The 26,102-nt window shown below is 69.5% G+C and carries 25 protein-coding genes; 9 read left to right on the forward strand and 16 right to left on the reverse strand.

Annotated features, from left to right (window positions below; translation table 11 throughout):
• Positions 1-56 precede the first annotated feature (56 nt).
• The 7 genes from M5C96_RS06595 to M5C96_RS06625 form a co-directional block, all read right to left on the reverse strand.
• Entirely contained in the window at positions 57-998 is a 942-nt protein-coding gene (locus M5C96_RS06595; protein ID WP_272568009.1) for a collagen-like protein, read from the reverse strand.
• A gap of 69 nt (positions 999-1,067) precedes the next feature.
• On the reverse strand, positions 1,068-1,775 hold the full coding sequence (locus tag M5C96_RS06600; RefSeq protein WP_272568010.1) for an IPTL-CTERM sorting domain-containing protein: 708 nt from the start codon (positions 1,773-1,775) through the stop codon (positions 1,068-1,070).
• A gap of 233 nt (positions 1,776-2,008) precedes the next feature.
• Positions 2,009-4,636 (reverse strand): ABC transporter permease, encoded by a 2,628-nt coding sequence (locus M5C96_RS06605; RefSeq protein ID WP_272568011.1) that lies wholly within the window; start codon positions 4,634-4,636, stop codon positions 2,009-2,011.
• Between the two features lie 21 nt (positions 4,637-4,657).
• A complete protein-coding gene (locus M5C96_RS06610) occupies positions 4,658-5,383 on the reverse strand; it encodes an ABC transporter ATP-binding protein (RefSeq protein ID WP_272568012.1) in 726 nt (241 codons plus the stop codon).
• The gene (miaA, locus tag M5C96_RS06615) at positions 5,380-6,372 is read right to left on the reverse strand and encodes a tRNA (adenosine(37)-N6)-dimethylallyltransferase MiaA (protein WP_272568014.1); all 993 of its coding nucleotides are present in this window, start codon (positions 6,370-6,372) and stop codon (positions 5,380-5,382) included. Before miaA ends, M5C96_RS06610 begins: the two co-directional genes overlap by 4 nt.
• Positions 6,359-7,603 (reverse strand): multidrug effflux MFS transporter, encoded by a 1,245-nt coding sequence (locus tag M5C96_RS06620; RefSeq protein WP_272568015.1) that lies wholly within the window; start codon positions 7,601-7,603, stop codon positions 6,359-6,361. The genes miaA and M5C96_RS06620 overlap by 14 nt, the downstream gene beginning before the upstream one ends.
• 73 nt (positions 7,604-7,676) lie before the next feature.
• The gene (locus M5C96_RS06625; protein WP_272568016.1) at positions 7,677-8,510 is read right to left on the reverse strand and encodes an alpha/beta hydrolase; all 834 of its coding nucleotides are present in this window, start codon (positions 8,508-8,510) and stop codon (positions 7,677-7,679) included.
• A 545-nt stretch (positions 8,511-9,055) separates the two neighbouring features.
• Between M5C96_RS06625 and M5C96_RS06630 the strand changes: the two genes are divergently transcribed.
• Positions 9,056-10,222 carry a glycerophosphodiester phosphodiesterase gene (locus tag M5C96_RS06630; RefSeq protein ID WP_272568018.1) on the forward strand — a complete coding sequence of 389 codons (1,167 nt, stop codon included), beginning with the start codon at positions 9,056-9,058 and terminating at the stop codon, positions 10,220-10,222.
• Positions 10,223-10,282: 60 nt separating this feature from the next.
• Here the strand turns inward: M5C96_RS06630 and M5C96_RS06635 are convergent, their stop codons facing one another.
• Both M5C96_RS06635 and mutL read right to left on the reverse strand, forming a co-directional pair.
• Positions 10,283-10,972, reverse strand: coding sequence for a hypothetical protein (locus M5C96_RS06635; protein ID WP_272568019.1), 690 nt, complete (start codon positions 10,970-10,972; stop codon positions 10,283-10,285).
• Between the two features lie 34 nt (positions 10,973-11,006).
• Positions 11,007-12,992 carry a DNA mismatch repair endonuclease MutL gene (mutL, locus tag M5C96_RS06640; RefSeq protein WP_272568020.1) on the reverse strand — a complete coding sequence of 662 codons (1,986 nt, stop codon included), beginning with the start codon at positions 12,990-12,992 and terminating at the stop codon, positions 11,007-11,009.
• A gap of 82 nt (positions 12,993-13,074) precedes the next feature.
• Between mutL and M5C96_RS06645 the strand changes: the two genes are divergently transcribed.
• Positions 13,075-13,719: a DedA family protein gene (locus M5C96_RS06645; RefSeq protein WP_272568021.1), complete on the forward strand. Its 645-nt coding sequence runs from the start codon at positions 13,075-13,077 to the stop codon at positions 13,717-13,719.
• A gap of 54 nt (positions 13,720-13,773) precedes the next feature.
• On the opposite strand, the gene M5C96_RS06650 is transcribed toward M5C96_RS06645, so the two are convergent.
• From M5C96_RS06650 to tsaE, 5 genes are all read right to left on the reverse strand, one after another.
• Positions 13,774-14,751 (reverse strand): alpha/beta fold hydrolase, encoded by a 978-nt coding sequence (locus M5C96_RS06650; protein WP_272568022.1) that lies wholly within the window; start codon positions 14,749-14,751, stop codon positions 13,774-13,776.
• 225 nt (positions 14,752-14,976) lie between these two features.
• Complete coding sequence (locus M5C96_RS06655; RefSeq protein ID WP_272551696.1) at positions 14,977-15,204, reverse strand: glycine zipper domain-containing protein; 228 nt, start codon at positions 15,202-15,204, stop codon at positions 14,977-14,979.
• A gap of 178 nt (positions 15,205-15,382) precedes the next feature.
• Positions 15,383-15,715, reverse strand: a complete 333-nt coding sequence (locus tag M5C96_RS06660; RefSeq protein ID WP_272568023.1) for a cupin domain-containing protein — start codon at positions 15,713-15,715, stop codon at positions 15,383-15,385.
• A 48-nt stretch (positions 15,716-15,763) separates the two neighbouring features.
• Positions 15,764-17,212, reverse strand: coding sequence for an N-acetylmuramoyl-L-alanine amidase (locus M5C96_RS06665; protein WP_272568025.1), 1,449 nt, complete (start codon positions 17,210-17,212; stop codon positions 15,764-15,766).
• A complete protein-coding gene (gene tsaE, locus M5C96_RS06670; protein ID WP_272568026.1) occupies positions 17,209-17,724 on the reverse strand; it encodes a tRNA (adenosine(37)-N6)-threonylcarbamoyltransferase complex ATPase subunit type 1 TsaE in 516 nt (171 codons plus the stop codon). The genes M5C96_RS06665 and tsaE overlap by 4 nt, the downstream gene beginning before the upstream one ends.
• 12 nt (positions 17,725-17,736) lie before the next feature.
• On the opposite strand from tsaE, the gene queG reads away from it, so the two are divergent.
• The 3 genes from queG to M5C96_RS06685 all read left to right on the forward strand — a co-directional run bounded on the left by queG (position 17,737) and on the right by M5C96_RS06685 (position 20,042).
• Positions 17,737-18,822, forward strand: coding sequence for a tRNA epoxyqueuosine(34) reductase QueG (queG, locus tag M5C96_RS06675; protein WP_272568028.1), 1,086 nt, complete (start codon positions 17,737-17,739; stop codon positions 18,820-18,822).
• 97 nt (positions 18,823-18,919) lie between these two features.
• Complete coding sequence (locus M5C96_RS06680) at positions 18,920-19,288, forward strand: CidA/LrgA family protein (RefSeq protein ID WP_272568030.1); 369 nt, start codon at positions 18,920-18,922, stop codon at positions 19,286-19,288.
• A 10-nt stretch (positions 19,289-19,298) separates the two neighbouring features.
• Positions 19,299-20,042 (forward strand): LrgB family protein, encoded by a 744-nt coding sequence (locus M5C96_RS06685; RefSeq protein ID WP_272568031.1) that lies wholly within the window; start codon positions 19,299-19,301, stop codon positions 20,040-20,042.
• 25 nt (positions 20,043-20,067) lie between these two features.
• Here M5C96_RS06685 and M5C96_RS06690 read toward each other — a convergent pair whose 3' ends face one another.
• Entirely contained in the window at positions 20,068-20,973 is a 906-nt protein-coding gene (locus M5C96_RS06690; protein ID WP_272568032.1) for an AEC family transporter, read from the reverse strand.
• A 61-nt stretch (positions 20,974-21,034) separates the two neighbouring features.
• Complete coding sequence (locus M5C96_RS06695; RefSeq protein ID WP_272568033.1) at positions 21,035-21,955, reverse strand: LysR family transcriptional regulator; 921 nt, start codon at positions 21,953-21,955, stop codon at positions 21,035-21,037.
• A 188-nt stretch (positions 21,956-22,143) separates the two neighbouring features.
• Here M5C96_RS06695 and pyrB point away from each other — a divergent pair, with 188 nt between their 5' ends.
• The 4 genes from pyrB to xerD all read left to right on the forward strand — a co-directional run bounded on the left by pyrB (position 22,144) and on the right by xerD (position 26,096).
• Positions 22,144-23,181, forward strand: coding sequence for an aspartate carbamoyltransferase (gene pyrB, locus M5C96_RS06700; RefSeq protein ID WP_272568034.1), 1,038 nt, complete (start codon positions 22,144-22,146; stop codon positions 23,179-23,181).
• Positions 23,175-23,924, forward strand: a complete 750-nt coding sequence (locus tag M5C96_RS06705) for a sulfite exporter TauE/SafE family protein (RefSeq protein ID WP_272568036.1) — start codon at positions 23,175-23,177, stop codon at positions 23,922-23,924. Before pyrB ends, M5C96_RS06705 begins: the two co-directional genes overlap by 7 nt.
• A 231-nt stretch (positions 23,925-24,155) precedes the next feature.
• Positions 24,156-25,118 carry a tripartite tricarboxylate transporter substrate binding protein BugE gene (locus M5C96_RS06710; protein ID WP_272568039.1) on the forward strand — a complete coding sequence of 321 codons (963 nt, stop codon included), beginning with the start codon at positions 24,156-24,158 and terminating at the stop codon, positions 25,116-25,118.
• 78 nt (positions 25,119-25,196) lie between these two features.
• Positions 25,197-26,096, forward strand: a complete 900-nt coding sequence (gene xerD / locus M5C96_RS06715) for a site-specific tyrosine recombinase XerD (protein WP_272568040.1) — start codon at positions 25,197-25,199, stop codon at positions 26,094-26,096.
• Positions 26,097-26,102 lie beyond the last annotated feature (6 nt).

Raw genomic sequence — 26,102 nt, forward strand, 5'->3', positions numbered from 1 at the left:
GTGCCGATAGGACTGGGAATCACCAAATAGCGATGCGATCCGCTCATCCACCGTGATCACTGGCAGTAGGCTTCTGCCCTGACGCTAGCGCTAGTTGACCCCGTGCAGTTGAATTTGCATGACCATTGGTTTGCGGACGAGCGGTATGAAGACGCCAAGGTATTCAAATAGTCACTTGAGAAGCATCCGCCAGAGACGACGTTACCTGAACTGCAAGTTGCGGTCAGGTTCTCTTCACCACCGCCGCCGTTGCAATTCGTCGTGGTGGACTGGGAACTTGTCAGTGCCCCCACACTGCCCGTGGCCCCCGTTGCGCCAGTGGCGCCCGTCACGCCGGTCGCTCCTGTGGCACCGGTCACGCCCTGGATGCCTTGAACTCCCTGATTGCCTTGAGCGCCTTGAGGCCCCGTCGGCCCCGTCGCTCCGGTGGTTCCTGTCGGGCCGGTCACGCCCGTCGCTCCCGTGACGCCGGTCACGCCCTGAATCCCTTGGGGGCCGGTGGCGCCGGTCGTGCCCGTGGCCCCGGTCACCCCTGTCGCGCCAGTGGCGCCCGTCACGCCGGTCGCCCCGGTGACGCCCGTGGCACCGGTCACCCCTGTTGCGCCCGTGGCACCTGTGACACCCGCTCCGGTGGCGCCCGTGGCCCCGGTGGCTCCCATCGGGCCCGTCACGCCGGTGGGGCCAGTGGCCCCCGTGGCTCCGGTGGCGCCCGTCGCGCCGGTGCCCACGCCAGGGGCGCATTGCGTCAGCTGGCCCGTGGCGGCGTTGTAGCAAGTCAGGCTGGCGTTGGTCGGCGAGGCGGACAGGCCGGGCACATAGACCTCACCCGTGCCTTGCACGCGCAGGCGTTCCTGGCCGCCCTGGCCCTTGACCACGAATCCTCCGCCGGCAGGGGGCGTGACGGTGATATCCGCGGCCAGCACACCGGCGGCATGCAGGGCCAGGACGGAACTCAGTGCGGGAACGACCCAGTAGCGGTGCAGGCGATTCTTGGACATGGGGAAACCCTCTCTTGTCTAGCAGTGTGTTGAATGTTTTTCTAGCGTTGGATCGGCTGGCGATGCCCGTCAGCTGATCCGGCGAGCATGCGCCTCAATGTCGCGCCGTTTCCAGAACATGGCCATGCCGATCAGCAGCGAAAGCAGCATCAGACCGTACTCGCTGAGGGTGGGAATGGCGGCCAGATTGGGCAATGCACCCAACTGAACGGTGCCGGTCACCGTGGCGAAGTTGCGCACCACGGTGGCGTTGGGGCCCAGGTTGACCACGGCCGTCGTACCGTTGGATGACACGAGCTGCACGTTCTGTCCCGGAGCGCCCTGCACGGTGAGCGTGCCCAGCACGGTGATGTTGGTGCCGGCAGGCAGCACGAAGGTGCGGCCGGTGGTGCTGGACAGCGTCAGGTTCTGGAACACGAAGTTGCCGCTGATCTGGCTGGTGTTGCCGGGATCGCAGCCGTCGCGCAGCACCACGGTGTTGTTGCCGGTATTGATGTTGCCGCCGGAGATGAGATTGCCACCCACCGAAATGACGCCATTGCTGCCCGTGACATTGGAGCCCGAACTGAAGGTGGCGTCGGTGTCCACGGTCACCGTGCCGCCATTGAGGTTCAGCGTGCCTTGCATGTCGAGCGCGGAGCATCCCAGATCCGTCTGGCCTCCCGCGGGAACGTCGAGCGACGAGCCGGGTGGAAAGACCCATTGCGCGGCAACGGGGCTGCACAGGACCAAAGCGGTCGCCAACCCAACCAGGAGCCGCCCGAATGCTTGTTTCATACCGAATTCCTTGATTTGACCGGACAGGCTCGACGACCGGGTCACTCCTGCCCGGTCAGCCATGTCCGTGAGAGTCCGCATTGCGGTTTTTTAACTGACTATCGACACCGAATCATCGCTAAATAAATACTGTCTTGCAAACAAAATTTAACGCCTGTGACGATGGTGCATCACTCGGGAAAACGCCCATGGTGAAGGCAGATCACGCTTTCGTTGATGCAAGTCAGTCCCGCCTACCAGTCTTCCTTCACCGCCAGCACCGCCTGCCGTCCCCCGGCCGCGCGCCCTGCCAGCCAGGCGGTCACCGTGCCGGTGGCCAGCACGGCGGCGCAAAGGGCCAGCAACCGCAGCCAGGGCACCCGCAGGTCCATGGTCCAGTGAAAGCTCTGGGGGTTGACGACGTGCACCAGCACCACCGACACGGCCAGGCCCAGCACCGTGCCCGCGACGGCGCCGATGGCGGTCCACGCGGCGCCTTCCCCGGCCACCACGGCCAGCACCTGCCGGCGTGTCAGGCCCAGGTGCGCGAGCAGCCCGAATTCCTTGCGCCGCGCCAGCACCTGGGCGCTGAAGCTGGCGGCTACGCCGAACAGGCCGATGCCGATCGCCACCGCCTGCAGCCAGTAGGTGACGGCAAAGCTGCGGTCGAAGATGCGCAGCGAGCGCTCGCGGATGCCCGCCGCCGAGGCGAATTCCAGCGCGCCCCCCGCCGGGATCGCCGTGCCGCCCGCTGTCGCTGGGTCCGATGAGGCACTGGCCAGCCGCTCGATCGACTGGCGCAGCGCCGCCTCGTCCGCATCCGGTTGCGGCCACAGCGCCAGGTCGTTCGTGCGCGTGTCGCCGGTCAGGCGCACGAAGTCCGCACGGTCCAGCGTCACCGCGCCGAACTGGCGCACATAGTCGCGCCAGACGCCTGCTATGAAAAACGGAGCGCCCTGCCGGGAACTTTCTTGCGCCAGCGGCCGAAAAGACTGCGAAAGCGCCGGCCAGTCCATGCCGGGCTGCACGCCGTACAGGTCGAGCACCGCCTCGCTCACGTACACGCCGATGCGCCCCGGCGGCACGGGCAGCGGCGTGCCCACCAGCGGCAGCGCCTGGGCCGGGTCGCCGTCCAGCGGACGGGCCAGCAGTGCGATGGCGGGGCGGGCGGGGTCCAGCAAGAGGCTGCTGGTGCGCAGGGCCTGCACGCGCGCCACGCCCGGCAGCCGGGCCACCGCAGTGTCGAACCCGGGGGGAAAGGCCGCGGCATCGTCCGTCCCGGCGTTGGCCCCCGCCGTGCTGGCCAGGCGCAGGTAGAGCGGCGCGGGCAGCACCGCATCCAGCCACTGGCCGACCGATCCGCGAAAGCTGCTCACCATCACCGTGAGCGCCACGGCCAGGCTCAGGCTGGCCACCACGCCGCCCACCGCCACGGCGGCGGTGCCACGCGTGCGGCGGGCGCGCTCCAGCGCCAGCAAGGGCAGCAGGTGCTGCCCGGCCAGGGGGGCCAGCCCGCGCAGCAACCCGCCCACGATCCACGGCAGCAGGGCAATGCCGCCCACCAGCAAAAGGCCCACAGAGGCATAGGCGGCCAGCGGAATGCCGAACACGGGCGGCGCGCCGGCCAGCAGCGCGCCGCCCGCCATCAGCAGCAACGCCAGCCCACCGCGCTGCGTTCCGCCCAGTGATGCGCCCAGGCCCTTGAGTGTCTGCGCGGGCGGCAACTGCTGGGCCGCGCGGGCCGGCCACCAGCCGCCCACGAGCGCTGCGGCCAGGCCCAGCAGGCCATACAGCAGCGCGGCCGGCGCGCTCCATTGCAGGGCCGGCTGCACGCCGGCGAAGTAGCCGCCGCCCAGATCGCCGCCGAGCCAGCGCAGCGCCAGGGCCGCCAGCGCCGTGCCCAGCGCGATGCCCGCGGCACTGCCTGCCGCGCCCAATGCCGCCGACTCGGCCAGCACCAGGGCCAGCCGCTGGCGGGGCGTGGCGCCCAGCACGGCCAGCAGGGCGAACTGCGGCGCGCGCTGCGCCACGCTCAGGGCCAGCACCGAGAACACGAGGAAGGCCCCGGTGAACAGCGCCACCAGCGCCAGCACGGTCAGGTTGACGCGGTAGGCGCGCGACAGGTTGCTGGTGCGCGCGGTGGCATCCCCGGGCTGCAGCACGGCCACGCCGGCCGATGCGCCGGGCAGGGCCTGCAGCGCCTGGCGAAAGGCGTCGGCACTGGCGCCGGGGCGCAGCTGCACGTCGATGCGGCTCAGTTGCCCGCTGCGCTGGAACAGGTCCTGCGCCGCGCCGATGTCCATCACGGCCAGCGGCGCGCCGCCCGCGGCCACCGTGCCCGCCACGCGAACCGTGTGCACCTGCAGGCCCGTGCGCAGCTGCAGTGCCGGCACCACGGCATCGCCGCGCAGCCCGAGTGCCTGCAGGGCCGCGCCGTTCAGAAACACCGTGGCCGGCGCCAGCAGCGCCAGCCGGTCGGCGCTTTCGAAGGCCTGGGGCACCAGGGCAGGGGCCATCGCCGGCAGCAGCAACGCGTCGGCGCCCAGCACGCGCAAGGCCACCGCCGCGGCCCCCGCCGTTCCAGGCACGCTGGCCTGGGCGGAGGTTTCCAGCACCGGCCCGGCGCGTGCCACCAGCGGGTGCGTGGCGACCAGGCCATACAGCGCGTCGGGCAGGTTGCCCTGCGTGGCGCGCAGTTCCAGATCGGGCTGGCCGTTGATGCTGCGCACGGCCTGCGCGAACTCGGACAGGGCCGATGCATTGATCACATGGACCGCGAAGGCCAACGCCACGCCCAGCATGACGGCGGCCACGGCGGCTGCGGCGCGCCAGGGGTGGTGGCGCAGTTCCTGCCAGGAGAAGGTGCGCAGCAGGCGGAGCATGGGAATGGAGGCCGGTGCCGGTCAGGTCGCGGGGGGCACAACCGGGCCGGGTTGGCCGGCGGAAGGTGCCATGCCACTGGCCGTAAGGCGCAGCCGCCGGTCCGCCCGGGCTGCGGCGGCGTCCGAATGGGTGACCAGGACCAGCGCCGCGCCGTGTTCGCGCGTCTGGGCCAGCAGCAGGTCCATCACGCGGGCGGCCGTGGCGGGGTCGAGGTTGCCCGTGGGCTCGTCGGCCAGCAGCAGGGCGGGGCGGTGCACCAGCGCGCGGGCGATGGCCACTCGCTGCAGTTGTCCGCCGCTCAGTTGCTGGGGCAGGCGATCGCCCAGGCCCTCCAGGCCCACGGCGGCCAGCATGTGTGCCACCCGTGCCGGATCGGTGCGGCCCAGCAGCATGAGCGGCAGCGCCACGTTCTGCGCCACGTCCAGGTGCGGCAGCACGTGGAAGGCCTGGAACACGAAGCCCACGTGCGCGCGCCGCCAAAGGGCGCGCTGCGTGTCGTCCAGCGTGGACAGGTCGGTGCCGCCGTGCACGATGCGGCCCGTGTCCCAGGTATCAAGGCCCGCGAGGCAGTTGAGCAGCGTGGACTTGCCCACGCCCGATTCGCCCACGATGGCCACGAACTCGCCGGGGTGTACGGCCAGGTCCACCTGCGCGAACACGTCGGCCTCGCCGTAGCGCTTGCCCAACTGTTCGACGCGCAGCACGGCGGTCGCCGGGCCTGCGTTGCCGTGCGGTGCGGCGTTCATGCCGCGGCCTGGTCTGCCAGCCGCCGGTGCACGGCCTGCACCAGCCGCTCGGTGGCGCCGGGGGCATCGCAGGGGATGGTGTGGCGTGCCGGCATGCTGCGCAGCCAGGTCACCTGGCGCTTGGCCAGTTGGCGGGTGGCGGCCATGCCGCGCTCGCGCAGGCCGGCGAGGTCCAGCGCGCCGGTGGCCGCCTCGGCATCCAGCACCTCCCAGGCCTGGCGGTAGCCCACGCAGCGCATGGAGGGCAGGTCGGGGTGCAGGTCGCCGCGCGCCCGAAGCCGGCGCACTTCATCGACGAAGCCCGTGTCCAGCATGGCGTCGAAGCGCTGGGCGATGCGCCCATGCAGCCAGGCGCGGTCTTCGGGTTCCAGAGAGAAAAGGGCATCCACCGCCGCATTGGCGCCGTCTTCTGCTCCTTTTTTAATCGTATGAAAGCTCGACAGCGGCTGCCCTGCGATGCGCCACACCTCCAGCGCGCGCTGGATGCGCTGGCTGTCCGCCGGTGCCAGGCGCGCGGCGGTGATCGGGTCCACGCGGGCCAGTTCGGCGTGCATGCCGGGCCAGCCGATGGCGGCGGCCTGGGCCTCCAGTTCGGCGCGCACGGCGGGGTCGGCGGGCGGCATGTCGTCGATGCCGTCCAGCAGGGCCTTGAAGTACAGCATGGTACCGCCCACCAGCAGCGGCAGCGCGCCGCGGGCGCGGATCTGCGCGATGAGGCGGGTCGCGTCGGCTACGAACTCGGCCGCGCTGTAGGCGTGCAACGGGTCGCGGATGTCGATCAGGTGGTGCGGCACCGAGGCCAGTTCGGCGGGCGTCGGCTTGGCCGTGCCGATGTCCATGCCGCGGTACACCAGCGCCGAATCGACGCTCACGATCTCCACCGGGCAATGCGGCGCCAGCGATGCGGCCAGCGCCAGGGCGCCCGTCGTCTTGCCCGAGGCGGTGGGGCCGGCCAGCGCGATGCAGGGCAGCGTCTCAGGCAGGCGCATGGGGCTCTCCGTGTCGTTGCACCAGCGTCCAGGCGGTCAGGGCCAGCGCGGCCGAGCAGGCCCACACGCCGTGCACCAGCGGCCACACGGTGCCGTCCAGCCGCGCGCCGACCCATCGGCCCACGGCAAAGGCGACCAGCATCATCATGAAGCCGTTCAGGGCCGAGGCCACGCCGGCCGCCTGTGGAAACGGGCCCACCGCACCGCTTTGCCCGCACGGCTGGTGAATGCCATGCGCCACCATGAACACGCACATCGGTAGCAGCAGTGCCAGCGGCGCATGCCAGCCGGCGAAGGCCGCCGCGGCCATCAGCGTACCGCCGAGCAGGCTGACGGCGCCGGCCACCGCCACGGTGCGCCGCACGCCCAGGCGCGCGACCAGCTGCCGGCAGAGCACCGTGCCCACCAGGTACGCCAGCGCGGTCGACAGCAGCACGGCGCCGTATTGCGGTCGCGAAAGCCCCAGGGCTTCGATGAAGACGAACGACGATGCTGCCAGGAACGTGAACAGCCCGCCGTAGCTGGCCGTGGTCAGCAGCGAATAGGCCCAGAACGTGCGGTGCCGCAGCACCGTGGCCCAGGTGTGTGCCAGCGTGGCCGGCCGCAGGGCGTTCGGATTGCGCCGCGCCAGCGTCTCGGGCAGGCCCAGGGCGACCACGGCCAGCGTGGCCACACCGTAGGCGGTGAGGGCCGAGAGCGCCGCGCGCCAGCCCAGCCACTCCGTCAGCAGCCCGCCCACCGGTGCGCACAGGCTGGCCGCGATGCCCAGCCCGGTGAGGGCCCGCGACATCGCGCGCGCGCCCAGTGCCGGCGTGTAGAGGTCGCGCACGATGGCGCGGGCGCACATCACCACCGCGCCCATGGCCGCGCCCTGCGCCACGCGCCAGCCGATCAGCCATTGCATCGACGGGGCGAGCACGCTGGCGACCGATGCCAGGGTGTAGATGGAAAGACCCGCCAGCAGCACCGGCCGGCGGCCGAAGCGGTCCGACAGCGGCCCCCAGACGAGCTGCGAGCACCCGAAGGCCAGCAGCAGCGCGCTGAGCGTGAGCTGGGCGGACGCCACGGGTGCGTCCAGGCTGCGCGTGAGCGAGGGCAGCGCAGGCAGGTAGAGATCGGTGGTGACGGGCTGCAGGCTCAGCAGCAGCGCGAGCACGGTGATGGCCAGACCCGGCGCGACGGCGACCGCCGGCGGCTCCTGGCCCGTCGCGGCGAAGAGGGGAACGGACATGCGGGCGAGCCTACCAGATGGGCACCGCCCGACCGGGTGCGCAGGCGGCCTTTGCCTGCGCACGCCGGCCGGGTCAGTACACCTGGAACAGGTCCGCCAGCGCGGCGCGGTACTGCGGCTCGCCCACCGTGTTCGTGCTGTGGTGCGTGCCGCCTTCCACCAGCACGAAGCGCTTGGGTTCCTGCGCGGCGTCGTACAGCTTGCGGCCGAGGGTGGGCGGGATCAGGCTGTCGTCGCTGCCGTGCACCACCAGCAGGGGCGAGCCGATGTGGGCCACCTTGCGCGCCGACTCGAAGCGCTGGGTGATGAGGGCCGACACCGGCAGCCAACCCCACTTGAACGTGGCCACGACCTCGGGGATGTTGGTGAAGGTGCCTTCCACGATGGTGCCCTTCTCGTCGTTAACCATCGCCGCCAGGTCGATGGCGATGGCGCCGCCGAGCGAGTGGCCGAAGATGTAGCGCGGCTGGTCGGGCGCGCGCTGCGCGAGCCAGTCCCACGCGGCGCGGGCGTCTTCCAGGGCCGTGGTTTCCGACGGCAGGGCCGCGCTGCTGCGCCCGAAGCCGCGGTAGTCGACTGCCAGCACCGAGAACCCCATGCTCTGCATGCGCCGCATGCGGCCTGCCGATCCCGATACGTTCCAGCGCGCGCCGTGCAGGTACAGCAGCACGGGCGCATCGGCTTTGGCGGCCGGCAGCCACAGGCCGTGCAGCTTCTCGGCCTTGCCGGTGGCTTTCGAGTCGAATGCGATCCAGACATCTTCCATGTCGTCGGTGGACTGGGCACCGCCCCAGGCACGGTCGCTGGGCTGGAAGATCCACTCGCGCTGCTTGGCGTCGAGGGTGGCGCAACCCGCCGTGACGGCCATGGCGAGGGCGATGGATGAAAGGAGGGGCCAGCGTTTCATGGGTAGGACTGAGTGCCGCGGTGTCGGGAAAGTTCTATGGCAGTGTTTCAGCGGGTATGCCGGCGGTTTGATTGCCTTGGTTGCTCACTTTTCAATAGCAAATCGGGAAATCCCCGGCTTTTCCGGCTTTTGCAAGAAACGCGCCCGTCGATGCGCTTTGTTACATGCGGATTGTGCGGGAGAGATGGCCTGATTTCGGCACCGCTGCCCAGGTCAGGAGCCCGGAAAAGCGCCGATTGACGCTGCAGCGCAGCATCGATAGGCCGTGACGGCCGGACGGGGTCGCCCGTAGGATGCGCACTCAGGGGGCAAGGCGGGGTAACAACGCACAACAACGCACAACAACGCACAACAACGCACAACAACGCACAACAACGCACAACAACGCACAACAACGCACAACAACGCACAACAACGCACAACAACGCACAACAACGGTGCGTGAAGCGCCGAGATACCGCTGCCGCGGCAAAGTTCCCCGAGTCACCGTCCTGTCATGTGGCGCCTCCACAGTGGCGCACTTCAACGATCAACGAGGTAGAGCAATGCACCTGTCTGGTTTCAAGGGGGCCGCGCTGGCCCTGGCCGCCGCCGCTGCCCTGGCCGCCTGTGGCGGCAATGACGATGATTTCCCCACGCTGAACGGCGCCAAGCCCCTGGTGATCGGCCACCGCGGTGCCGCCGGCTACCTGCCGGACCACACGCTGGAAGGCTACAAGAAGGGCATCGAGCTGGGCGCGGACTTCATCGAACCGGACCTCGTGGCCACCAAGGACGGCGTGCTGATCGCACGGCACGAACCCAACATCACCGGCACCACCGACGTGTCGCAGCGCCCGGAGTTCGCCAGCCGCAAGACCAAGAAGATGGTCGATGGCGTTCAAGAAGAAGGCTGGTTCGCCTCCGACTTCACCCTGGCCGAGATCAAGACCCTGCGCGCCATCCAGCCCCTGGCCGAGCGCGATCAGTCGTTCAACGGCAAGTACCAGATCCCGACGCTGGCCGAAGTGCTGGACCTCGCCCGGTCCGAAGGCACGCGCGTGGGCCGCACCGTGGGCGTGTACATCGAAACCAAGCACCCCACCTACCACGCCAACCTGAACCTCAAGCTCGAGGACCGGCTGCTCACCACGCTCTCGCAGTACGGCTACACCACCGCGGCGTCGCCCGTCATCCTGCAGTCGTTCGAAGTGTCTAACCTCAAGTACCTGCGCACCAAGACCCAGGTGCGCCTGGTGCAACTGGTGGATGCCAACGACATCAAGGCCGACGGCAGCATGGACCTGACCGCGCCCTACGACAAGCCCTACGACTTCGCCGTGGCCGGCGACCAGCGCACCTTCGCCAGCCTGCTGACCCCTGCGGGCTTGAAGGAGGTCAAGACCTATGCGGACGGCATCGGCCCCTGGAAGCCGTACCTGATCCCCTCGAAGCTGGTGGATGACAACAAGGACGGCCAGCCCGACGACCTGAACGGCGACGGCAAGATCGACGAGCGCGACCGCGTGATGATGCCCGCGACCTCCGTCGTGTCCGATGCGCACGCGGCCGGGCTCTTCGTGCACCCGTACACCTTCCGCAGCGAGGCGCGCCGCCTGGCTTCCGACTTCAAGGGCGATCCGAAGGCGGAATACCGCATGTTCTACCGCCTGGGCGTGGACGGCGTGTTCGCGGACTTCCCCGACCACGCCAAGGCGGCGCGGGACGACTGATCCCTCGGTCGACGGCCTGCCGGCGGCAGGGTCGCCGGCGGGCCATCGTTTTGGGGTGCGTCAGAAGCTGTGCTTGACGCCGATGCTCAGCAGGGTCCTGCCCTGCCGGCGCCCGACGACCCCGTCCAGTTGCCAGCCCGGTGTCCATTCCCACAGCGCGCCGGTCTGGAACGTGGGCGGACCGCCGCGCTGGCCGAACGCCTCGATGTGCGCCGTGACCGCACCCCAGGTGGATTCGACCGCGGCGCCCCAGGTGGGCAGCCAGCGGTGGTCGGGCGTGTGCAGCGTGCCGGCATTGGCGTGCACGGCCCCCCAACTGGCGATGCAGGTGCCCAGCAGGTTGAGGGCCCGCGTGCTGCGCGGCTCCCGGTGGGTGTGCCACAGGCCCACGCTGCTGGCCGCGTGGCAGCCTTGCTCGGGCGGCGGCGTCCACTGCCATTTGGCCACCACGCTTTGCACCGTGGCGCGGCCGTCCAGATCGCGCGCCAGCAGGGCGCCCAGCTCCAGGCCCGGCAGCGCCGCCGGGGCATAGGCCGGCGCTGCATAGAAGGCGCCGCGGTCGCGGTGCACGCCCTCCCACCACACCTCCACGTGCCCTTCGCCAGGGGCGTTCACCCCCGCGTCGTCGACCGTGAGGGGCCGCCCCGCGTGGGCCGGCAGCGTGAGGGCGGCGATGGTCGCCAGGGCTGCCACGCCATAGCCCTGGCAGGCGGAGCGAAGGTGATGGGGGTGGTGGCGGCGCAGTGGCATGGGTGGAATCCGTATGGCCTGCGGCGCCGGGGGGTCAGCGTCCGCGCAGGAAGAGGGCGTCCAGCTCGCGCATGGACAGTTGCCGCCAGGTGGGGCGGCCGTGATTGCACTGGTCGGACCGGTCGGTGACTTCCATCTGTCGCAGCAGGGCGTTCATTTCGTCGAGGGTGAGCCGGCGGTTGGCGCGCACCGCGCCGTGGCAGGCCATCGTACCCAGAATTTCATTGCGGGCGCGCTGCACCACGGTGCTGGCGTCGTGCGCTGACAACTCCGCGAGCACGCTGCGTGCCAGTTCCACCGCATTGCCCTGGGCCAGCGAGGTGGGCACGGCGCGCACGGCCAGCGTCTTCGGGGAGAAGGGGGCGATCTCCAGCCCCAGCATCGACAGCGTGTCGGCCTGGGCCTCGGCCGTGGCCACTTCCTGCGGCGTGGCGGCGAAGGTCGCCGGGATCAGCAGCGGCTGGCTGGCGATGCGTTCGCTGCCGTCCACCTGCGCCTTGAGCCGCTCGTACACGATGCGTTCGTGCGCGGCATGCATGTCCACGATGACCAGGCCGTGGGCGTTTTCCGCAAGGATGTAGACGCCCTGGATCTGCGCCACCGCCCGGCCCAGGGGCCAGGCCGGCGCGTCGTCGTCCGGCGTGGGCGGCGCGGGCGCCACGTCGGCCGCTGAAGAGGGGGTGGTCTGCGGGGAGGGGGGCGGAGTCCAGGCAACGGTGCCGGCCGTCGCAGCGCCGGCATGGCCCCATTCGGCGCGCGGCTCCTGCACGCTGGCCGGGAAGGCGCTGTCTTGTGCGCCGACGCCGGGCCCCTTCGGCGATCCCCACAGCGCCTGCAGGTCGGTCACCCAGTGGCCGACCACGGGCTCATCGAACCGGATCGCCGCCTGCGCTTTCCAGCTGGGCGCCATCCCGGGAGCGGGCGCCGGGGCGGCCTCCCCTGGCGCCGTCTCGGTGGCGCCGCTCGCGGCGAGTGCCTGGGCACGGGGCACGGCCAGGGCGTTCTCCACCGCATGGCGCACGGCCTGGTGGACCTCGCGGCTGTCTCGAAAGCGCACCTCGATCTTGGTGGGATGCACGTTCACATCCACCCGCAACGGATCGATGGCCACGTACAGCGCATACACGGGCTGCTTCTGCCCGTGCAGCACGTCCTCGTAGGCGGCGCGCGCGGCGTGCGTGAGCACCTTGTCACGCACGAAGCGGCCGTTCACGTAGCAGAACTGCTGGTCGGCGCGCGAGCGGGCCGCATCCGGCAGGCCGGCGCGGCCGGTCACCGTGATGGCGCCGTGGCGGTGGCGCACGGCGACCGATTCCGCGAGGAAGTCCTCTCCCAGCACGTCGGCCAGCCGCCGGTCGAGCGCCTGCTGCAGCGCCGTGTCGGAGTCGTCGCCGCTGGCCAGGGTGGCGCGCCACTGCTCGACCAGCTTGCCTTCGTGCCAGATGGCGAAGCCCACATCGGGCCGGGCGAGCGCGTGGCGGCGCACGGCCTCGATGCAGTGGGCCAGCTCGGTTGCGTCGGTCTTGAGGAATTTGCGCCGCGCCGGTGTCGCGAAGAACAGTTCCTTCACTTCCACCGTCGTGCCCTGGCTGCGTGCGGCGGGCCGCAGTTCGCCGCTGCGCGCATCCAGCAGGAAAGCGCTGGCCTGCTCCGCGGTGCGCGACAGCAGGGCCATTTCCGACACCGAAGCGATGGCGGCGAGCGCCTCGCCGCGAAAGCCCATGGTGGCCACGGATTCGAGGTCGTGCAGGTTGGTGATCTTGCTGGTGGCGTGGCGCCGCAGGGCGATCGGCAGTTCTTCCTGAGGGATGCCGCTGCCGTCGTCTTCCACCGAAATCAGCCGCACGCCGCCGGCCAGCAGGCGCACGGCGATCTGGGTGGCGCCGGAGTCGAGCGCGTTGTCCACCAGCTCGCGCACGGCGGAGGCGGGCCGTTCGACCACCTCGCCGGCCGCGATCTGGCTGATCAGTTCGTCGGGCAGGTCGCGGATCGGTCGGCGCAGGGTGGGCTCTGTGGTCATTGCCCGGCATTCTAGGCAGTGCGGTTAGAGTACGCGCCGCATTGGCAATCCCGCCATCCCACTTTCCTCAGAAGGTCCGCCCTTGGAAATCATCCAGTTCCTGATCGACTTCATCCTGCACGTGGACAAGCACCTGGCGGCCTTCGTCAGCGCCTACGGCCCGTGGGTGTATGCGTTGCTGTTCCTCATCGTCTTCGTCGAGACGGGTGTGGTGGTGATGCCGTTCCTGCCCGGCGATTCGCTGCTGTTCATCGTCGGTGCGCTGTGCGGTGCGGGGCTCATGAACTTTCCGCTGGCCTGCGCGGTGCTGATCGCGGCGGCCATTCTCGGAGACCAGTGCAACTACACCATCGGGCGCTATTTCGGGCCCAAGGTATTCCAGTGGCCCGATTCGCGCTGGTTCAACCGGCGCGCGTTCCAGCAGGCGCACGACTTCTACGAACGCTACGGCGGCGTCACCATCGTGCTGGCGCGCTTCATGCCCTTCATCCGCACCTTCGCGCCCTTCGTGGCCGGCGTGGCCGAAATGGGCCGGGCGAAGTTCACGGCGTTCAACGTGGGCGGTGCGCTGCTGTGGGTGCTGGGCATCTGCACGGCGGGCTACTTCTTCGGCAACTTCCCGTGGGTGCAGGCCAATCTGGACAAGATCATCTGGGCGCTGATCCTGGTGCCGGGCCTGATCGCGCTCTACGGCGGCTGGCGCGCCGGCCGCCAGAAAACGGCCTGAGCGGGAGCCGGGGGCACCGCGCGCCCCATCCCCGATGCCAAAGCGAATGCGCTGTCAGCGCATCGTGCGGTCCAGCCACTGCAGCAGCTGGCGGGTGACGAACTCCGGGTTGTCCAGGTTCGAGATGTGGCCAGCCTCGGGGATCACCACGGCATCGCAGCCGATCACCTCGGCCATGGCGTGCATCTCGTGCGGCGGGCGGGGAATGTCCTCGTCGCCGCACATGAGCAGCGTGGTCTGGGGGCGGAGCGCAGCCAGCCGGTCCATCGCATCGGCGCGGCCGAAGATGATGCGGCCCAGCGGCACCACCGATTGGCGCAATCGATCAGGCGCCATCGCCGCCAGGCTGCGGCCGAAGGCGGCGGGGCGGGGGCTCGAGGGATCGGTGCCGGGCCGAAAGAAGATCGGCACGATGGCATCCACCAGCGGCTGGGTGATCTGCCCGCCAGCCTCGATCGCATCGAGCAGGCCGAAGTAACGCAGACGCGTGGCCTCGGGCTCGGCCCCGAGGTAGGTGTCCATCATCACGAGGCTGCGAACCCGGTCCGGCGCCTTCAGCGCCAGCTCCGCCCCCCACATGCCGCCGACCGAGAGGCCGACCACGGCGCATTCGCGGACGTGCAGGGCGTCGAGCAGTTCCAGCATCTGTGCCGCCAGGCCTTTCAGGTCCTGCGTGTCGGCAGGCAACGGCCCCGACGCGCCGTGGCCCCACAGGTCGGGCGCGATGACCCGGAAGTGCCGCGACAACGCCTGGATCTGGGGCGCCCACATCGAAGAATCCCACAGGTAGCTGTGCCCGAGCAGCACGACCGGGCCCCGGCCACGATCCTGGTAGTGCAGGTGGCAGCCTTGCGACGTGGTGAATCGCTTCTTGGATGCAGCGCTCGCTGCATCCGCCGTGCCGTTCGCCAGGGCACTGCCCGACGCGATGGCGGCGGGTATGGCCATCAGTTGCAGCGCGGCTCGGCGGCGGCTCAGCGCAGGCTCGGGCGAAAGAGGTTCGTTGGCGGAGGCCAGGGGCGACGGGCGCATGGAATGCATTCTGCAGAGTGGAACAAGCGAAGAATGTTAGCCGCACCCACGCGCTTTAAATGTACTAAACCGTATCGGTTAGTGGCGAGACGCTTTTTTATCGCTTTGCATCTGTGCTTTGAGAGGCGCTCCGCCTGGCACCCACGCAAAAACGCCTGCAGGGCACTGGGGCCCTGCAGGCGTTTTGTGATCGAAAGGATGGGGGGTTAAACCATCCCCGTGCGATCAGCGGCGGCGTTGATCGCGGTCTTCGCCGAGTTCGTGGCCGACCAGCGCACCGGCGCCGGCACCGATCACGGTTGCGGTGGTACCACCGACGGCACTGCCCAGCACGCCACCGGCGACGGCGCCTACGCCGGTACCGATCTGTGCATTGGTGGGGTTGGAAGAGCAGCCGACGAGGCCGAGTGCGGCTGCGACAGCGGCGGCGGAAACGAGATGGCGGTAGTTCATGACTTGGCTCCTGATATCTGTGAGGGCATGGGATCCGGACAGGGCGGCGATCCATTCAAACCGCTGCATTTGCCTGTCCCAACCCATGCCTGTACTATCGCCCCGGCGCCGCGACTGCGGTGTAGGCAGGCGAGGCCGCGTGCTGTAGGAGGTGCCCCACCTGACCGCGGCTTGCGGGTCAGCCCGGGGACAGGCAGATGGTCACGAGAAGCGACGCATCGCTCACCGCGCGCAGCGAGTGCGCGGCGCGGGGCTGCAGGTGCACGAAGTCGCCCGGGCGCAGCAGACGTGCCCCGCCGGCGGTGTGGAACTCCGCTTCGCCCTCCAGGCACTGAACGGTGATTTCGCCCGGCGTGTCGTGCTGGCGCAAATCCTTGCCGGCCGCCAGCACGACGCGGATCACTTCCAGCTGGGCGGCCTTGATGATGGCCGTGGTGGCGGCGCTCGCCAGCCGGTCGCCCAGAGGGCTCAGGCTGACGACTTCTCCAGAACGTGCGTGGTGCAGGGCCATGGGGTTCTCCTCGTGGTTTCAGGTCACGCTCTCAGGCCCGCCGAGCCCTCAGACGGACCGGCTGCGTGCCAGCGGCGGGTTCTTGGCGAAGTATCGCGTGATGCCGCGCATCAGTGCGTCGGCCAATTGCTGCTGGTAGGCGGCGGTGCGCAGCTTGGCCTCTTCCTCGGGGTTGCTGATGAAGGCGGTTTCCACGAGCACGCTGGGAATGTCCGGCGCCTTGAGCACGGCAAAGCCGGCTTGCTCCACGCGCGGCTTGTGCAGTTTGGCCATGCTGCCGATCTCGCCCAGCAGCACGCTGCCGAGCTTCAGGCTGTCGTTGATCTGCGCCGTGGTGCTCATGTCCAGCAGGGCGCTTTGCACGTGCCGGTCCTGCACGCGGACGTTCAGGCCGCCGATGAGGTCGGACTGGTTTTCCTTGTTGGCCAGCCAGCGCGCGGCCGAGCTGGAGGCGCCGCCCTGGCTCAGCGCGAACACGCTGGCGCCGCGCGCCGCGGGCGTGGTGAAGGCGTCGGCGTGGATGCTCACGAACAGGTCGGCCTGCACGCGCCGGGCCTTGTCCACCCGCACGCCCAGCGGCACGAAATAGTCGGCGTCGCGGGTCAGGAAGGCCCGCATCGGATTGCCGCCGACCGTGGTGGCGTTGATGCGGTCGCGCAGCAGGTGCGCCACCTTGAGCACGATGTCCTTCTCGCGCGTGCCGCCGGGGCCGGTGGCGCCGGGGTCTTCGCCGCCATGGCCGGGGTCCAGCGCTACGATGATGAGCCGGTCGGTCGCCTTCGCGATGGCGGGCGCGGCCGGTGGCGGCGACGGCGCGTGCGGCGGGGTGGGGGCGTCAGCGGCCGCTGCCACGGCCGGTGGCGGCGCGGCGGGCGCGGCCGGGGCGGGCAGGCCCACCGGCGGGGGCGGCGCGCCGGGGCGCTGGATCTGCTGGGCGATCAACTCACCCAGCGGATCGCCCGCCGTTCCAGGCTTGGCGGCGGCGATGTTGGGCAGGGGCGCGGTCGGCGGCGCTTCGCGCAGGCGCTCGGCGATGAGGGCCTCCAGCGGGTCTTCGGGCTCGGCGGGGTACAGGTCGAACACCAGCCGATGCTGGTAGGCCGCGATCGGCGGCAGCGTGAACACCTGGGGCAGGGCGGGCCGCTTGAGGTCCAGCACCAGCCGCACCACGTTGGGCGCGTTCTGGCCCACGCGGATGCCGGCGATGTTGGGGTCGTCTGCCTTCACTTTGGCCACCAGTTCGCGCAGCTCGGGGTTCAGGTCGATGCCTTCGATGTCCACCGCCAGGCGGGGCGGCGTGGTCACGAAAAATTGCTTGGCCACCAGCTGGCGGTCGGATTCGATGGTGACGCGGGAGTAGTCCTGCGCCGGCCAGACGCGCACGGCCAGGATGCTGGCACCGCGCGCGATCTGCTGCGTGCCCAGCAGCAGCACCAGCGTGCCGGCCTGGAGCAGCGACCGCCGGCTGGGTGGATGGGGGGGTGGCGCTTCGCTCATGCCTTCGATCCTTGTGCAAGGGTGCGGCCCGATGCGGTGCGGGCCTGCAGGGTGACGTGCCGCTCGCCATCATCCCCTGCTTCAATGTGTATAGCAAGGTCTTCAACGGGGATGAGCGCGGCGGCCTTTTCGGGCCATTCCGCGATCTTGAGTCCCGGCCCCGCGAAGATGTCGCGAAAGCCCGCGTCTTCCCACTCGCGCGGGTCGTTGAAGCGGTAGAAGTCGAAGTGCCAGATGGCCAGCCCCGGTGCCTCGTGCGGCTCCACCACGGCATAGGTCGGGCTCTTGATGCGGCCCTGCACGCCGAGCGCACGCAGCAGGTGGCGCACCAGCGTGGTCTTGCCGGCGCCCAGATCGCCGTGCAAGGTGATGAAGGCATTGGCGATCGGGGCTTGGGCGGCCAGCCGGGCGGCGAAGGCGGCGGTGTCTTCCTCGCTCTCCCAGCGCAGCGCGACGAGCGTGTCCGCGGGGGGGCTTTCTACAATCCGGGGGTGATGTTCAGCAGCAGTCAACTCGTTCCTCAAATGCAAGGCTGGGCCCGCGAATTGGGATTCTCCCAAATCGGCGTGGCCGGTGTGGATTTGTCGTCCGCAGAACCGGGGTTGATGCAGTGGCTGGCGCAAGGGTTCCATGGCGACATGCATTACATGCAAACCCACGGCCTGCGCCGCGCCCGGCCCGCCGAACTGGTGCCCGGCACCGTGAGCGTGATCACCGCCCGCATGGACTACCTGCCGCGCGACACGCCAGCCGGGCCGGCGCACGGCGCGCCGGGCGCCGGCCCCGGCTGGCAGGCCGTGGAGTTCGCGCGGCTGGAGCGCCCGTCCGAAGGCATTGTGTCGGTGTACGCCCGGGGGCGCGACTACCACAAGGTGCTGCGCCAGCGGCTGCAGAAGCTGGCCGACCGCATCGGCGAGGCCGTGGGGCCGGTGGGGCACCGGGTGTTCACCGATTCGGCGCCCGTGCTGGAGGCGGAACTGGCCAGCCGCAGCGGGCAGGGCTGGCGCGGCAAGCACACGCTGGTGCTCAACCGCGAGGCGGGCTCCATGTTCTTTCTGGGCGAGATCTATGTGGACATGCCGCTCGAGCCCAGCGCGCCCGTCACCGCGCATTGCGGCAGTTGCCAGGCGTGCATCGACGTGTGCCCCACGCAGGCCATCGTCGCGCCGCACCGAGTGGACGCCCGGCGTTGCATCTCTTACCTCACCATCGAACATGCGGGGCCGATTCCCGTCGAACTGCGCCGCCCGATGGGCAACCGCATCTACGGCTGCGACGATTGCCAGCTCATCTGCCCCTGGAACAAGTTCGCGCAGGTCAGCGGGCTGCCCGATTTCGACGCGCGGCCCGGCCTAGGCGGGCAGCAGCTCGCGCACCTGTTCGCCTGGGACGAGCCCACCTTCCTGCGCATGACGGAAGGTGGCCCCATCCGCCGCATCGGCCACGAACGGTGGCTGCGCAACGTGGCCGTGGCGCTGGGCAATGCGCTGCATGCCACGGGCGACGCCGGCATTGAGGCCGCGCTGCGGTCCCGCGCCGCCGACGCCAGCGCCCTGGTGCGGGAGCACGTCGCCTGGGGGTTGGAGCAAAAACGGCCTCCAGCGCAATAAGTACTAGGGCATCGTGCTATTAAATAGATAGCATTCGCCTGCGGCAAAACGCCCGGGTGCGGGCGGGCTGCGGCTGGCCGACAATACCGGCCTGCCCATGATCCAAGCCCTGTGCCTTCTCATCGCCTTCCAGTTGCTCGGAGAGGCCACGGTGCGCCTGACGGGCTGGCCGTTGCCGGGCGCCCTGGTCGGCATGCTCTGGCTGCTGGCTTGGCTGGCTTGGCTGGCCTGGCGGCGGCGCGTGCCCGAAGCGCTGGCCACGACCGCGTCCTCCCTGCTGCAGCACATGATGCTGCTGTTCATCCCCACCGTGACCGGCGTGATGGTGCACTTCGGCCGGGTGGCGGACGAGTGGAAGCCCTTCCTCATCGCCTGCATCGTCGGTGCGGCGGTGACGATGGCCGTGACGGCGCTCACCCTGCATTGGCTGCTGGCGCGCAGCCGGCGCGCGGGTCCGCCGGCATGAGGGCGCCCGCATGACGGATTCCACCGCGGGCCTGGCGGCACTGAGCGCGCTGGAACGCTCCCCGTTGACCTGGCTCACGCTCACGCTGCTGGCCTACCTCGCGGCGCTGTGGATGTACCGGCGCAGCGGCCACAACCCGTTCCTGCTGCCCGTGCTCACGGCCGTGGTGGGCATCGTGTGCGTGCTCTTGGCGCTCGGCGTGCCGTACCCGGTGTACTTCGAGGGGGTGCAACTGATCCATTTCTTCATCGGCCCGGCCACGGTGGCGCTGGCGGTGCCGTTGTATGGGCAACTCGGCCGGATCCGGCAGATCTGGCGGCCGGTGGCGATCGCGCTGCTCGCCGGATCGGTGGCGGCCATCGGATCGGCCGTGCTCGTGGCGTGGGCGCTGGGCGGGTCGATGCAGACGCTGATGTCGCTCGCGCCCAAGTCGGCCACCATTCCCATCGCGACCGCCGTGGCCGAGCGGCTGGGCGGCATCGCATCGCTGGCGGCGGTGGCCGTGGCGGTCACCGGCATCGCCGGCGCGGTGATGGCTAGCCCGCTGCTGCGCGCGCTGCGGCTTGATGGCGACCCGGTGGTTCGCGGCTTCGCCGTGGGGCTGACGGCGCATGCCATCGGCACGGCGCGCGAGTTGCAGACCCACGCCACCGCCGGCTCGTTCGCCGCGCTGGCCATGGCGCTCAACGGCATCGCCACGGCGCTGCTCATGCCGGCGATGGCCGCGCTCCTGCACTGGGCCGGCGTGTGGTGAGCGGCCCGTGGGCCGCATGGGTTTGTCAGCGCAGCACGGCGAGCGCGAAGGGCAGGCTGACCACCCCCAGCACGGTGGACAGCGTCACCAGCCCGGCCACGTAGGGCCCGTTGTAGCCCATGCGGGCCGCGAGCACGTAGCAGGTGGATGCGGTGGGCAGGGCGGAGAAGGCCATCAGCACCGTGGTCTGCACTGCGTCCAGCCGCAGCAGTCGCGCCATGCCGAACGCGATCACCGGCTGCACCAGATGGCGGATCGCCAGCACCGATGCCGACAGCAGCTTTCCGCGCGTGAGCAGGCCGAACTGCATGCCCGCGCCGGCCGCCATGAGCCCGAGCGCGAGCGACGCCGCGCTGATGCGGCTCACCGTGGGCTCCATCCACACGGGGATGTGAAAGCCCAGCAGGTTGGCCGCCAGCCCCGATCCGGTGGCCACGATCAGCGGGTTGCGCAGCAGCTCCTTGAAGAACCCGTGCTGGCCCGCGCGCGCCATGGGCCACACCGCGGCCACGTTGAACAGCGGCACGCACACGCCGATCAGCACGGCGATGAGCAGCAGGCCCTGCGGGCCCGCCAGCCGTTCGGCCAGCGCCAAGCCCATGAAGGAATTGAAGCGGAACGCCACCTGCGCGCTCGCCGCGTGGTCGCGCGGGTCGATGCGGCCACGCAGGCCGGGCAGCCGCGGCAGGCTGTAGGCCAGTGCGATGCCGACCAGGCCCGTCGCCACGCCGGCACCGATCAGCCCCGAGGCCTCGCCGATCTGGATCGGGCTTTTGATGATGGACTGGAACAGCAGGATGGGAAAGAGCAGGTAGTACACCAGGCTTTCCACCGGCTGCCACACGGCGCGGTTGAGGGCTGTGTAGCGGCAGACCAGGTAACCGCACAGGATGAGGGCAAAGTCGGGGAGGAGGAGCTGCGCGTAATTCACGGCCCGCAGGATACCGCGCGGCCCACCCCGGTGGCCTCCGGGGCCGGGCGCGGGTGACGCGTCAGGGACCGGGCCGCGCCGCGGCCCTGCCGCCCTCGACGATGGCCTCGATCACCTTCTGCAGCCCCCGGTTCATGGGCTTGTCGTGTCGGGTGATGAGGGCCTGGGTGCGGTAAAGGGGCGGGTCCAGCGGCCGCAGTTCGAGGTCTTCATGGCGGCGGCTGTGGCCCGAAAGCGCCATGCGCGGCAGGATGCCGCAGCCCAGACCCGCCGCCACCATCGCCTTGATGGCCTCCACGCTGTCGAACTCCATGACGGGCGCGGGCGTGGGCAAGGTGCCGCCGGCGCTCAGCCAGTCGTCCACGATCCCGCGCGTGCTGCTGCCCGTCTCGAACTTCACCAGCGGGTGCTCGTTCATCATCTGCGCGGTGACTGCCCGCGGCCAGTGGCAGGTGCCGCGGCGGCAGATGGCCATGAGCTCGTCCTCCAGGATGGGGACCACGGCAACCGCGCGCGAGACGATGGGCAGCGTCACGATGGCGGCATCGATCGAGTTGTCCTCGATGCGGCGCACGTAATCCTCCGTGTTGCCCGTGCTCACGAGGATGCTCAGCGACGGAAAGTGCTTGCGCAGGTCCTGCAGGATGGGCGGCAGCAGGTACAGGCATGAGGTCAGGCCCGTGCCCAGCCGCACGCGCCCAGTCACCCCGGCCGAGTGGAAGGTGGCGGCGCTCACGGCATTGGCCACGGCGGCCGTCACATGCGGCACATGGGCCAGCAGATCCGCGCCGGCGGAGGTCGGGCCCACGCGGCGGCCCACCCGCTCGATGAGGCGCACCGACAGGCGGCGCTCCAGATTTCTCACCTGCAGGCTTACCGCGGGCTGGGTCACCCCCAGCCGTTGCGCCGCAGCAGAAAAACTCCCCAATTCCAGCACCAGCGCGAAGGTCCGTAATTGATCGAGATCCAAGGTGCGTTCCATAGGCTTAGCTTATGTTTTGTATAAGACGGCAAATCTTCACTTATGGATTGAATGCCGTCAATATTCATCCTGTGCAAAAACTCCAGAGACTTGAATAAAAAGCCGGGAGGGGAGGAGCAAGCTGCTATCGGTGCGCATTGGCGCACCGATAGCGCCTTGTATTTGTCGGCTGCAATGATTGATGGCGCATGGCCTCAAAAAACCTGATATCCATCGAAGACCTTTCGCGCAGCGAAATCGAGTCGCTGTTTTCCGATACCGACGACATTCGGCGGTTTCCCGGAGAGTTCGGAAATGCGCTGGCCGGAAAGATCGTCTTCACCCTGTTTTGCCAGCCCAGCACGCGCACGCGGCTGAGCTTCGAATCCGCGGCCTACCGCCTCGGTGCACGCGTGCTGAGCGTTTGCGACATGCACAGCACCCGCCAACCCCTGGGCGAAAGCCTGCTCGACACCACCCGCATGGCGGGCTACTACTCCGACGCGCTGGTCGCGCGGCACGCCGACCATGGCGTGATGGAGCAGATCAAGGCCACCCTCGACGTGCCTTTGATCAATGCCGGCGAAGGCCTCGCGCGGCACCCTACCCAGACCCTGATCGACCTGTACACCGCCCGCGAGCATTTCGACACCCTCGATGGGCTGCGCGTGGGGCTGGTGGGCGGCCTGCGCTACTCGCGTGCGGTGAAGTCGCTGCTGGTCGGCCTCGGGCAGTTCCGAGACGTCGAACTGCATGCCGTCGATGCTGCCAGCGAAGCCGACGACGGCAGCCCTTTGCCGGCCGACCTCGCCGCTGCGGCGCGGCGCCCCATCCATCTGCACGATTCGGTGCAGGCCATGCTGGGCCATGTCGATCTGCTGTACGTCGTGCGCGTGCAGCGCGAGATGTTCAGCGACGCTGCGCTGTACCAGCGCCAGCTGGACAAATGCCGCGTGCACCGCGCGCTCCTGGCCAAGGCGCCACCGTGGCTGGCGGTCATGCATTGCCTGCCCCGCACGGACGAGCTGGACACCGACGTGGACCCGACCCCGCAAAACAAATATTTCCTGCAGGCCGCATACGGCGTGCCGCTGCGCATGGCCGTGCTGCGGCGCTACATGACGCAGCCGCAGGGGGGAGGAAGCGGCGGCAGTGGCGGTGGTGGCGCCAGGGGACTGGCTGCGGATGCGCTGTCGCGCCGCGCGATCGACGTGCTCAGCAACGACGAGTTGTCCCTCGCATGGTGATGCTCTGCGCAATGGCCCTGATGGGGCTCGTTGTGGGTGGCGTGGCCGTGACGGTCGGAGGGGGCGTCACCATCGGCGTGCCGTTGCTGCTGCTGATGGGGCATTCCGCCGCCGCGGCCATCGCCACCGTGAAGTTCGCGCTCGTGGGCTCGTTCTTCACCGGTACGCTGGCCCACCGCCGGGCCGTCGCGGCCCCGGTGCGCATTCCCTGGGTGCTGTGGCCCCTGGCGGTGGCGGGGTCCGTGATGGGCTCGCTGATCGTCACCGGGGTCGATGACCGGGTGCTGCGCATCATCGTCGCCGCCATGATGGCCGTGGTGCTGTGGATCACCTACCGGACGGATTTTTCCGCACGCACCGCCACCCCGGCGCCGGCCGCACGTCTGCCGCTGGCCGGCATCGCCACGGTGTTCGCGCTGTGCGTGTATTCGGGCTTTTTCGGCGCGGGCTTCGGCACCTTTCTCATCTTTGCGCTGATGCATTTTTTCGGTCTGTCGTTTTCCGACAGCGCTTCGGTGATGACGCGCCTCAACCTGCTCGTGGTGGGTTCGTCCGTGACGACGTTCATCACCCACGGCGCGGTCGATTTCCAGTGGGGCATTCCGCTCTTCATCGGCTGTGCCCTGGGCGGTGTGATGGGCGCCTGGGTGGCCCGGGTGCTGTCGCCCGAGCGCATGAAAACCGTGTTCCTGGCAGGCACGATGCTGGTCGGCGTCAAGCTGATCTGGGACGCGATGGCGTGATGCCGGACCGTCTTCCATCCGCGGTCCGCCCGGCCCTTACCCCTTACTTGCAAGGAGCAACGCCACCCCCTCAACGACGGCACTGAACCCATCCCTGCCAACGGGAACCGCCCTTGCGCGTGCGGGAAATCCCTCACTGTGGACTGCCATGCGGACCACGATCGGCGTGCGTCAGCGATTAGGATGCACACCATCGTTTTCATCGTGTTCAAGCAGTACAAGGAGACTTCTATGCAGCGCCGAAACTGGCTGGGTCTGGCCGTCCTCGTGGCCACGGGCAGTGCCATGGCCCAGAGCTATCCCACCAAACCGATCCGGCTGGTGGTGCCCTTTGCTCCGGGGGGAACGACCGACATCATCGCCCGCGTGATCTCCGATCCGCTGTCGCGCGCGCTGGGCCAGCCCGTGATCGTGGACAACCGCGCGGGTGGGGGTGGCGTGGTCGGCGCGGCTGAGACGGCCAAGGCGACGCCGGACGGCTATGCCCTGGGCATCGCCACCGTGTCCACCACGGCGGCCAATCCGGCGATCAACCCCAAGACGCCCTACAACCCGCTGACGGACTTCACGCCGATCATCAACATCGCCGCGACGCCCAACATCATCGCAGTGAACCCCAGCTTTCCAGCCAAGGACTACAAGAGCTTCGCCGCCGAGATCAAGAAGGTGCCGGGCAAGTATTCGTACTCGTCGTCCGGCACGGGCGGCATCGGCCATCTGCAGATGGAGCTGTACAAGAGCCTGACCGACACCTTCGTCACGCACATTCCCTACCGCGGCGCGGGCCCGGCCTTGAACGATACGGTGGCCGGCCAGGTGCCGATGATCTTCGACAACCTGCCTTCGGCGCTGGCCTTCATCAAGGATGGCCGCCTGGTGCCCATCGTGGTCGCCGCGCCCCAGCGCGTGGCCGCGCTGCCCAATGTGCCCACCTTCAAGGAAGTGGGCCTGGAGCCGGTGAACCGCATGGCGTACTACGGCATCCTCGGCCCCAAGAACCTGCCCAAGGACGTGGTGGACAAGATCAACGCCGGCGTGCGCAAGGCGCTGGAAGATCCGGCCGTGCGCAAGCGCATCGAGGACACCGGCTCGATCATCATCGGCAACACGCCCGAGCAGTTCGCCGAGCAGATCAAGGCCGAGTTCGAGGTCTACAAGACCGTGGTGCAAAAGCAGAAGCTGTCGCTCGACTGAGCCAGCGCGTCTTCGCTTGCTCAGACCAGGCCCGCCGGCACCGCCCGCGGGCCTTTTTTATCGTGCTATGGTTTTGCGATGCTGCCCGAAAGCCAGACCTCCATCGACACCTTCATCGACGCGCTGTGGCTGGAGGACGGTCTCTCGCGCAACACCCTGGCGGCCTACCGGCGCGACATGACGCTGTATGCCCAGTGGCTGGCGGAGCAGCCGTCTGCGCTGGCCATCGACGGCACGCAGGAACACCACCTGCAGGGCTACTTCGCGGCGCGCCATGCGCAGACCCAGGCCACCTCGGCCAATCGGCGCCTGACCGTGCTGCGCCGCTATTTCCACTGGGCCCTGCGCGAGCGGCGCATCGTGGCCGACCCCACCGTGCGGCTGCAGGCCGCGCGCCAGCCGCTGCGCGTGCCGAAGACGCTCTCGCAAGCCCATGTGGAGGCCTTGCTGCGCGCCCCGGACACCGGCCACCCGTTGGGGCTGCGGGACCGCGCCATGCTGGAGCTGATGTACGCCAGCGGGTTGCGCGTGACCGAGCTGGTCACGCTCAAGACCTTCCAGCTGGGCCTGCGCGAAGGCGTGCTGCGGGTGATGGGCAAGGGCGGCAAGGAGCGTCTGGTGCCCTTCGGCGACGAGGCGGCGGCATGGCTGGAGCGCTACCTGGGCGAGGCGCGCGCGGCCATCCTGGGCGGGCAGCAGACCGACGATCTTTTCGTGACGCAGCGCGGCGCGGGCATGACCCGGGCGATGTTCTGGGTCATCGTGAAAAAGCAGGCGCATGCGGCGGGCATCACCGTGCCGCTGTCGCCGCACACGCTGCGCCATGCCTTCGCCACGCACCTGCTCAACCACGGGGCCGACCTGCGCGTGGTGCAACTGCTGCTGGGGCATGCGGACATCTCCACCACCACCATCTACACCCACGTGGCGCGGGAGCGGCTCAAGGCCCTGCACGCGCAGCACCACCCCCGCGGATAGGCCGGC

It is taken from the genome of Acidovorax sp. GBBC 1281 (assembly GCF_028473645.1).
GTDB lineage: Bacteria > Pseudomonadota > Gammaproteobacteria > Burkholderiales > Burkholderiaceae_C > Paracidovorax.